The following is an 8,313-nucleotide window of genomic DNA, read 5'->3' as shown; positions in this document are numbered from 1 at the left end:
CAAAGACGCGCACTCGGAGCCTAAAGCGCATTTGTCTCGCACATGACCTGAAGACCGACCTCCAGCCGTCCAATGACCGGAGGTGCAAAGAAAATGCTTGCAATTCTGGCTGCGATTAGACGACTCGTTTCAGATGTCTCAGCGACACGCCCGCGCCTGATCCCGCAGGACTGCATAGTCGGAACGCCATCCAATGATCACAGAATCCCGCGACAGCGATGCGATTTCACCCGCCGCACGTTGCTGTTCGACACGGCCGTAGTCCACCACCGGCGGGCACACTGACAAACCGCCCGGCTCAGAATCCTCTGTCGCGCAACAGCTCAAGAAGATCATTGCGATCACGAGGGCGGCGGGCGGCCGCGTCCAGCATCTGTCGTTGAATGGCATTGCGACGCTCCAGCATATTCAGCCGCTCGGCGGCGCGGCCCGCGCGCTCGCCGGTGCGGCGGAGGTTGAACAGAAAGAGAAGGGGTGCTCCCCACCTGTGGACACAGCCGGTCGTGGGGCTATGGGCCCAGCGGGGGGCTCGGAATCATCCTGGTGATCCTGATCATTCTGGTGCTGCCGGGACGGCTCTGACGGTCGGCCCCAAAGATGGTCTCAGGGCCGGCGCACCGAGTTGCCGCCGGCAAGGATGCCATTGATCAGTAATGCCACGGCGGCATGAAGCGCTTCCTGATCCCCCAGCGGAGCAAATTCATGCGCCGCCGCCGCATCCTTGAGAACGCCGACAATCTCTTTCTCCGGCAAAATCCTGTGATCGTTCAATGCAAGCAGCAGCGATTCGCAAATTGCCAGTGCGGCAGTTCCGGAAATGTCGTCGGGGCGGGGCATGTCAGTTTCACTTTCAGCTTGGGGGCTATGTGCCAGTCATCATTGACTTGGAGCATCGCGACAATGGACCAAATTATGCTACGATAAACTGATGCAAAGTAGCTGTTTCATCCCGGATGATCACATAGCCCCTCGTCGATCTGCGCTGTTCATGGCACGGTCTGTTCTGAACGAGGTGCGAGACGGGAGATCGGCATGCTGATCAAGCTTCACAGCCAAGCGACGACCACACCGAAGATCAGGGCGGCCATCCAGGCGAGCGATGAACCGGCCTGGATCGTTGCCGAGCGCCACGGAACCTCCGAGCAAACCGTGTGGAAGTGGCGCAAGCGCGACGGCGTTGAAGACCGCAGTCACACGCCGCACCGATCCCAGACACCGTGACGCTCCACATCCCGTACCGTGTGGTGAAACGCGGCGGGAGGAAGGAGATGCAGTTACCGGACGGCGCCGCGCAGCCGAAGCGGACCGACAACACGTTGGTCAAGGCGCTGGCCCGCGCGTTCCGATGGAAGCGGATGCTGGAGTCGGGCGAGTTCACCCTCGGGGCAGGATGGCATGTTGCGCAAACTATCCGCGATCCTCGTCGAGAACGCGGCGCACCTTAGTTGCCAGTTCGAGGCGGGTATAGGGTTTGATCAACAGGGCGACACCTGAGTCAAGGCGTCCCTGATGGACAATCGCGTTCTCTGTGTAACCGCCGGACGTAATCTCCCCAATACCGCCGTTTGAAAATTCCCCAGTGGTGAGCGCCAGGGGCAATTCCGAACTTCAATTATTCGGAATTGTCTCTGACGCGGGACATGAGGCCTGATGCCCTGAATGAGGAACTGACAGGGGCAGACAGGTGAAAGGACTGAGGGAGATCGTTTTGATCCATGATTTGAAGAAGCAGGGCCTGAGCGTGTCTGCGATTGCGCGCAGGGTTGGATGTGATCGCAAGACGGTTCGGAAGTATCTCGACCGTGGGCTTGAGACGCCGGTCTACGGCCCGCGCCAGCCGCGGGCGCGTGTGATCGAGCCCTACGAGCACTACCTGCAGGAGCGCGTTCAGACCTTTCCCGATCTCAGCGGGGCGCGCCTGCTGCGCGAGATCCGGGAGTTGGGTTATGACGGCGGCTACACCGCAGTGACGGACTTCCTGCGCGAGGTGCGCCCGCCCAGGCAGGTGCAGTTCGAGCGCCGGTTCGAAACCCCGCCGGGCCAGCAGGCCCAGGTCGATTTTGCCGAGTTCACAGTTGAGTTCACCGATGAGCCCGGGATCGTCCGCAAGGTCTGGCTGTTCTCGATGGTGCTCGGGCACAGCCGCTGGCTCTGGGGCCGGTTCGTTGCCAGTCAGAACCTGCAATCGGTTCTGCGTTGTCATATCGCGGCCTTCTCGGACATGGGCGGCGTGCCCGAGGAAATCCTCTATGACCGGATGAAGACCGCCGTGATCGGCGAGGATGAGGCCGGTGTGGTGACCTACAATGCCTCCCTGGTGGCGCTGCTGAACCATTACGGCACGGTGCCGCGCGCCTGCCAGCCGTATCGGGCCAAGACCAAGGGCAAGGTCGAGCGCCCATTCCGCTATATCCGGCAGGACTTCTTCCTGGCTCGCACGTTCCGGAACATAGCCGATCTCAACGGCCAGTTCGACGCCTGGCGGACCGAAGTGGCCAACCCTCGCGTTCACGCCACCACCCGGCGCGTGGTGGATGACGCGTTCGCCGAGGAAGTTTCCCATCTGAAGCCGCTCCCGGAGATCCCCTACCGCGCCGTGCTGTCGGTGGAGCGCCGGGTGAGCAAGGACGGGATGATCGCGGTTGGTGGCAACTTCTATTCCGTCCCGGACACCACTCGGCGCCGGACGCTCGAGGTCCAGCATCACGCCACCGAACTGCTGATCTACGAGGATGGCCAACTGATCGCCCGCCATCCGGTGCTGGAAGGCAAGGCTCGACGCCGCGTCGATCCCGCACATCGCAAGGCACCGCCGCCGAGACCAGCCCTGTCGCGGTCCGCGCAGGGGCTACGTCGGCCGCTTGAGTTCTACGGTGCGGTTGGCCAGCGTCTGGCAGCCGAGGGGGCACGGTCATGAGCGATCTTCCGGACCGGATCCACGGCGCTCTGGTCGGGCTGAAGATGCCGCACGCGCTCGAAGCCCTCGATCACACGCTGCAGCAACTGGAGAAAGGCGAGATCACCGCGATCGAGGCCATCGACACGCTCCTGAGCGAGGAATACGCGACACGGGAGACGCGCCGTATCGACGTGGCCCTGCGGACCGCCAAGCTCCTGCCCGCAAAGACACTCGAAGGCTTCGACTTCAGCTTCCAGCCCTCGCTCGATCGCGAACGGATCGCGGCTCTGGCGCAGCTGGACTTCATCCGCCGGGCCGAGGTCGTCCACTTCCTCGGACCGCCGGGCACCGGCAAGTCGCACTTGGCCACGGCCCTCGGCGTCGCCGCCGTGAAGGCTGGCAGAAGCGTTTACCGCGCAACCCTGGCCGAACTGATCACGGCGCTGAGCCAGGCCGAACGTGAGGGCCGGCTGGCCGAGAAGATCCGCTTCTATACCCGGGCCTCCCTGCTGATTGTCGATGAGATCGGCTACCTTCCGATCACAACCGGCGGCGCCAACCTGTTCTTCCAGCTGGTCAACGCCCGCTACGAAAAGGGGGCCATGATCCTCACCTCAAACCGCGGCTTCGCGGAATGGGGTGAGGTCTTCGGCGATCCGGTCGTCGCCACCGCACTGCTCGACCGGCTCCTGCACCACGCGGTGGTCATCCAGATCGAGGGCGCCAGCTACCGGCTTCGCGGCCATGCCGACCTCATCCCCGAGCATGTCCGCGCCAACGCACCCATCACCCCGCCACCGCCGCCGAAGCGGCGCGGCCGACCGCCGAAAACCAAAAACGGAGCTGCAGATCACTGACACCGGCTGATCACCGGACCCGTGCAAGTGGGGAAATTTACTTCGGCACTTCTGGGGATTCTTAACGCGGCGTTGACAACTGGATCTGATGTGAGAGCCCATCGGGCCGGTCCTTGCGGCGGCGGTTCGCCAGCGTGAAGACATCGATCGCGGCCTCGGACAAGCCAAGTGCGGCGAGCGCACGACCGCGATAGAGCAGGATCGCCGTATCGACCGGTGTCTCGTTCTCGACATGCACTGTGGCGCGCATCACCCGATCCATGAGGGAGCGATCATCGGGCGTGACGAGCGCCAGTTCCGCGAAGGACAAAAGAACAATCGGATCGGTCGGGTCGAGGTCCATCAGCCGCTCGACCTGCGCCATGGCGCCGTCATAACGGCCCTCGATCTGCGCGATCTCCAGCAGCGCCAGACGGGTGCCGTGTTCGCGCGCAAGGATGTGGGCGAAGATGTCTTCGGTGACCGGCAGGCTGGCTTGTGCCGCGATCTCGTACTTCGCGAACAGCGCGCCCAGATTGTCAATCGGCACGCAATCTTGACCCCCTATCGGCATCCAAAAATGACCCCCGTGGAGCACACGGGTAGCTGGCCCGATGCGGTGTAGCCCCCATACAGCGCAGCCGTATCGGGCCAGCGGGGCCTTGGTCATTCACGGGTCTTGAAGCGCCAGCTCTCGTTGCCGGTTTCGACGATGTCGCAGTGATGGGTCAGACGGTCGAGCAGCGCAGTGGTCATCTTCGCGTCGCCGAAGACCGAAGGCCATTCCCCGAAGTCGAGATTGGTCGTCACGATGATCGAGGTGCGCTCGTAGAGGCGGCTGATGAGATGGAACAGCAGCTGGCCTCCGGTCTGCGCGAAGGGGAGATAGCCGAGCTCATCGAGGATCAGGAAGTCGAGGCGGCAGAGCAGGTCTGCCGTGCGCCCCTGTCGGTCGGCGCGGGCTTCGGCATCAAGCTTGTTCACCAAGTCCACGACATTGAAGAAGCGCCCCCGTTTGCCGCGCCGGATGCAGGCCCGGGCGATGCTCACGGCAAGGTGGGATTTGCCGGTCCCGGTGCCACCGATGAGCACGACATTGCGCTGCTGTTCGAGGAACTCCCCGGCGGCGAGATCGCGCACCAGCGTCTCGTTGACCGGCGTTTCTTCGAAGCTGAACTCGTCGACCTCTTTCGCCAGCGGTAGCTTGGCGATCGTCATCTGGTATTTGATCGAGCGCGCCTGCTTCTCGCTGATCTCGGCATTCAGCAGGTCGCCGACGATCTGTTGCGGTTCGTGCTGACGCTTCACCGCCGTGGTGATGATCTCATCGTAGGCGGCCTTCATGCCGTAGAGCTTCAGCTGGCTCATCGCGTCCAGCACCTGTGATCTTTCCATGGTTGGGTCTCCTGAGGCTGTCGTAGCGTTTGCAATCGGCGACGGGCTCGCAGGTCAGTCGCAATGTAGCCGGCGTATCGATGGTCAGTGGCGGGGTCGGCTCCCGATGTCGGGCCAGGATGTTGATGACGACCGAGGCCGCGGGAACCCCTTCGTTCAGGGCTTCGGCACAGGCAGAATCCACCGCATCCAGTCCATCGATTGGGATCATGCTCAGGATCTGGACCATCTGCCGGTCGCCGTTCGGCACCTTGCCAAGCTTGCGCTGCACGCGCCTGATTGCCGGCGGCAGGTCCCAGTTCTTGAAGGGTGCGCCATTCCGGAGGGCGCCAGGCTTGCGAGCCAGAACCGGAATGTAGTGCAGCGGGTCGTAGATGGCCTTGTCGCGCCCGAAGGCTCGAGCGTGCTGCCCCACGATCTTGCCGTCCTGCCAGAACTCGACCCGCTCGGCATAGGCGCGGATCTCGACAGGGCGACCAACAGCGCGGCCATCCACGGAGTAGCGGTTCTTGTCGAACCGGACGAGACATGTCTTGGACACCGAGGCAGGCACCGCGTGGAACCCGTCGAAGGAGCCGACATAGGGCACAAGACTCGCGCGCTCGTCCTGGAACACCTCCCAGATCGTTCGATCCCGAAGCTCTTGATGCGGATTGGCCTTGGCCCAGGCAACACAGCGATCTTCGAGCCAGGCGTTGAGTTCGGCGTAGCTCTTGAACTTCGGCCGGGGCACGAAGAACCGCCGTCGGACAACGCCGACCTGGTTCTCGACCTGTCCCTTCTCCCAGCCGGATGCCGGGGTGCAGGCGACGGGATCGACGAGGTAATGCCCGCACATCTGCTGGAACCGGCGGTTGTAGGCGCGGTCGCGACCGACGAAGATCGTGTCCACCGCCGTCTTCATGTTGTCGTAGATGCCCCGCGCGCAGGCTCCACCGAAGAAGGCAAAGGCCTTGTCGTGCGCATCAAACACCATCTCCTGCGTCTCGCGCGGATAGGCCCGCACGAACAGCATCCGGCTGTGGCAGAGGCGAACGTGCGCCACCTTCACCGTGGTCGTCGCGCCGTCGATCACTACGATCTCGTGGCTCCAGTCGAACTGGTAGGCCTCTCCCGGATCGAAGCTCAGCGGCACATAGGCGGCGGCAGATGCCTCCTCTTCCTCCTTGGACCACGTCGCCGCGTATCGCCGGACCGCATCATAGCCACCATCATATCCTCGAGCCCGGAGTTCCTCGAAGAGGCGGATGCGGGTCAGTCGCTCGCGCTTGGGCTTCCGTGCGTTCACCGCCAGCATCTCGTCGAGCATGTCTTTCCAAGGCCCGATCTTCGGCAACGGCTGAATGGTCCGCTCGTAGGTGAGCTCCGTCGCACCGGACCGGATCACCTTGCGCACCGTGTTCCGCGATACCCGCAGCTCCCGGCAGATCTGCTTGATCGACTTCTTGTCCTGAAAATACGCCCGACGGATCTTCGCTATCGTCCCCACGACCAACATCCCACACTGTGCTCCCCGATGACCTCGGGAGCATCATGACCATCAATGTAAGGGGGTCATTTTTGGACGCCGATCACCCCTCTACGGGGTCAAAATTGCACGCCCGTTCACAATCGAGCGCTATGTTGCGTGGAAAGAGAAGCTTGAAGCTGCGCGAGCCAAGCTCAAGACGGATGTTGCGCATATCTCGGCTTATTCGCGCGTCGTCGCGATCACGACAAACTCCCTTTTCCGCCACTTCGACAGCATCGCGAACCCGGGCGGAAGTGTCTGGCATTTTGCAATCGCCGACGAAGCCAGCCAGATCATGTTGCCGGCGGCCCTCATGGTCGCCAGCATCGCGAAGTGCGCCACGTTTGCCGGAGATCCGCAACAGCTGGCTCCAATCGTACAGAGTTGCGACCCGTCAACACAGACTGTCCTCGGTCGGACAGCCTTTGACGTCTTCAAAGAAGCTCCCAGCGTGTTCCTCAATGAGCAATCGCGGATGTGCCAGGGTGTCTGCGATATCGTCTCACATACCTTCTACAGTGGCGACCTCATTGTATGCCGTAAAGCGGCGCGGGATCCGGAATGGAAGCAGGCACGTTCTCCATGGTATCTCGATGGTCGAGAAATCCCACGTGTGCTCATAGACGATCGCGCTGGCGAGGCGACGTGGTCGAAGAAGTACAATGGCAAGATCCGCTTCGCATCTGCCGAAATCATTGCCGCTTGGGTCCATGAGCTGCTCGGATCATACGTCGAGTCGGACGACATTCTGATCCTCACGCCTTTTCGCGCTCAGCGTGCTCTCATCAGGTCGATGCTGGGACGGCAGGGGCAAAAGGAAGTTCGTGTCAGCACGGTCCACCGAGCACAGGGTAGCGAGCGGAAGATTGTGATCTTCGATCCTGTGGATGCAGGAAGCCCATTCCTGAATAGCGAGACTGGGCGCCGGCTCATAAACGTTGCCGCGTCGCGCGCCCAAGCACATCTGATCATCCTCGCTGGCGATGGCGATCTGCGGAACCCGTTCCTGACCGCGATAGCCGAGCACGCCCGACGGCTCTGGGATCGCAAAGGAAACTATGCCAACCCGCTGCGAGTCCGCCTTCGCCAAGCCTAGGGCCCGTCTCCCCACCGCCACCACTACGCGCCACTCGGCCATCGAGCCCACCGACTACGCCTCCTGCATGTTCGGTCTCTGTTTCGGTCGATAGCGATGGAAACAGGGCGGGCAGTTTTGGCGGGTTCGCGAGTCAGGCCATTGGAAAAGCGAGGGAAATTTCGACCGAACCGGAATCGGCGCGGTTCGCCTTACCAGAGACGAGAGGGCATGCAGAGACGGAAATCGCTGCGCACCCGCGTCTCAGCGGCTCGCACCCAGCCGGCAGACCCCTTTGAAAACAGGAGAAAATCCGCCTCGGGCCGGCGGCTTGAACGGGTTCGCAATGGTGGCGGAGGGCAGGGGATTCGAAACGCCAGTGCGTTTATGGAGGCAGGACGCAGCGTGGCTGGGGTAGGTTTCGACGGTTGCGAGCTCCCGCAACCAAAAATACCTACAAGATATTAATGCGCTAAAGCATCCCACCGAAAACCTGAATCGGTGGGATTCCCTTGAAGCCTGATCTGTGATTCATCCTGTTTGGGAGGATGGATTATGTCAGCACCTTTGCCGGATGCGCTTCGGGCGCGGTTTCAGA

10 protein-coding genes and 1 pseudogene are annotated in these 8,313 nt (G+C 62.2%); 6 read left to right on the top strand and 5 right to left on the bottom strand.

The genetic code is table 11. The annotated features are described in order from the left end of the window. Positions 1–492 precede the first annotated feature (492 nt). Positions 493–582, top strand: a pseudogene (locus C6W92_RS17080) (DUF3309 family protein); the annotation flags it as partial. A gap of 21 nt (positions 583–603) precedes the next feature. Here the strand turns inward: C6W92_RS17080 and C6W92_RS17075 are convergent. Continuing rightward, positions 604–837, bottom strand: coding sequence for a hypothetical protein (locus tag C6W92_RS17075; RefSeq protein ID WP_129435296.1), 234 nt, complete (start codon positions 835–837; stop codon positions 604–606). Between the two features lie 195 nt (positions 838–1,032). On the opposite strand from C6W92_RS17075, the gene C6W92_RS17070 reads away from it, so the two are divergent. From C6W92_RS17070 to istB (C6W92_RS17060), 4 genes are all read left to right on the top strand, one after another. Further along, on the top strand, positions 1,033–1,221 hold the full coding sequence (locus C6W92_RS17070; RefSeq protein WP_241691204.1) for a hypothetical protein: 189 nt from the start codon (positions 1,033–1,035) through the stop codon (positions 1,219–1,221). 47 nt (positions 1,222–1,268) lie between these two features. Further along, the gene (locus C6W92_RS17775) at positions 1,269–1,445 is read left to right on the top strand and encodes a hypothetical protein (protein WP_164989287.1); all 177 of its coding nucleotides are present in this window, start codon (positions 1,269–1,271) and stop codon (positions 1,443–1,445) included. Between the two features lie 239 nt (positions 1,446–1,684). Continuing rightward, on the top strand, positions 1,685–2,917 hold the full coding sequence (istA, locus tag C6W92_RS17065) for an IS21 family transposase (protein ID WP_129435294.1): 1,233 nt from the start codon (positions 1,685–1,687) through the stop codon (positions 2,915–2,917). After that, entirely contained in the window at positions 2,914–3,756 is an 843-nt protein-coding gene (istB, locus tag C6W92_RS17060; RefSeq protein ID WP_129435292.1) for an IS21-like element helper ATPase IstB, read from the top strand. The genes istA (C6W92_RS17065) and istB (C6W92_RS17060) overlap by 4 nt, the downstream gene beginning before the upstream one ends. A 61-nt stretch (positions 3,757–3,817) precedes the next feature. Here the strand turns inward: istB (C6W92_RS17060) and C6W92_RS17055 are convergent, their stop codons facing one another. The 4 genes from C6W92_RS17055 to C6W92_RS17770 all read right to left on the bottom strand — a co-directional run bounded on the left by C6W92_RS17055 (position 3,818) and on the right by C6W92_RS17770 (position 6,982). After that, positions 3,818–4,405: a hypothetical protein gene (locus tag C6W92_RS17055; RefSeq protein WP_129435290.1), complete on the bottom strand. Its 588-nt coding sequence runs from the start codon at positions 4,403–4,405 to the stop codon at positions 3,818–3,820. Next, on the bottom strand, positions 4,402–5,130 hold the full coding sequence (gene istB, locus C6W92_RS17050) for an IS21-like element ISPkr1 family helper ATPase IstB (protein WP_028031292.1): 729 nt from the start codon (positions 5,128–5,130) through the stop codon (positions 4,402–4,404). The genes C6W92_RS17055 and istB (C6W92_RS17050) overlap by 4 nt, the downstream gene beginning before the upstream one ends. Beyond that, positions 5,060–6,628, bottom strand: a complete 1,569-nt coding sequence (gene istA / locus C6W92_RS17045; RefSeq protein ID WP_129435289.1) for an IS21 family transposase — start codon at positions 6,626–6,628, stop codon at positions 5,060–5,062. Before istA (C6W92_RS17045) ends, istB (C6W92_RS17050) begins: the two co-directional genes overlap by 71 nt. A 192-nt stretch (positions 6,629–6,820) precedes the next feature. Then, on the bottom strand, positions 6,821–6,982 hold the full coding sequence (locus tag C6W92_RS17770) for a hypothetical protein (protein ID WP_164989286.1): 162 nt from the start codon (positions 6,980–6,982) through the stop codon (positions 6,821–6,823). Between the two features lie 109 nt (positions 6,983–7,091). On the opposite strand from C6W92_RS17770, the gene C6W92_RS17040 reads away from it, so the two are divergent. Beyond that, positions 7,092–7,736, top strand: a complete 645-nt coding sequence (locus C6W92_RS17040; protein ID WP_164989285.1) for a C-terminal helicase domain-containing protein — start codon at positions 7,092–7,094, stop codon at positions 7,734–7,736. Positions 7,737–8,313: the final 577 nt, after the last annotated feature.

The sequence above is a fragment of the Roseovarius sp. A46 genome, assembly GCF_004126395.1.
GTDB classification, from domain to species: Bacteria; Pseudomonadota; Alphaproteobacteria; order Rhodobacterales; family Rhodobacteraceae; genus Roseovarius; species Roseovarius nitratireducens.
Note: the sequence above shows the minus strand (reverse complement) of the source record. Positions and strands in the feature narration are given on the sequence as shown.

Coding starts and splice junctions, on each gene's coding strand:
- C6W92_RS17075 (WP_129435296.1), bottom strand. CDS start 837: ATGCCCCGCCCCGACGACATTTCCGGAACTGCCGCACTGGCAATTTGC.
- istB (WP_129435292.1), top strand. CDS start 2,914: ATGAGCGATCTTCCGGACCGGATCCACGGCGCTCTGGTCGGGCTGAAG.
- C6W92_RS17070 (WP_241691204.1), top strand. CDS start 1,033: ATGCTGATCAAGCTTCACAGCCAAGCGACGACCACACCGAAGATCAGG.
- istB (WP_028031292.1), bottom strand. CDS start 5,130: ATGGAAAGATCACAGGTGCTGGACGCGATGAGCCAGCTGAAGCTCTAC.
- C6W92_RS17055 (WP_129435290.1), bottom strand. CDS start 4,405: ATGACCAAGGCCCCGCTGGCCCGATACGGCTGCGCTGTATGGGGGCTA.
- C6W92_RS17775 (WP_164989287.1), top strand. CDS start 1,269: ATGCAGTTACCGGACGGCGCCGCGCAGCCGAAGCGGACCGACAACACG.
- istA (WP_129435289.1), bottom strand. CDS start 6,628: ATGTTGGTCGTGGGGACGATAGCGAAGATCCGTCGGGCGTATTTTCAG.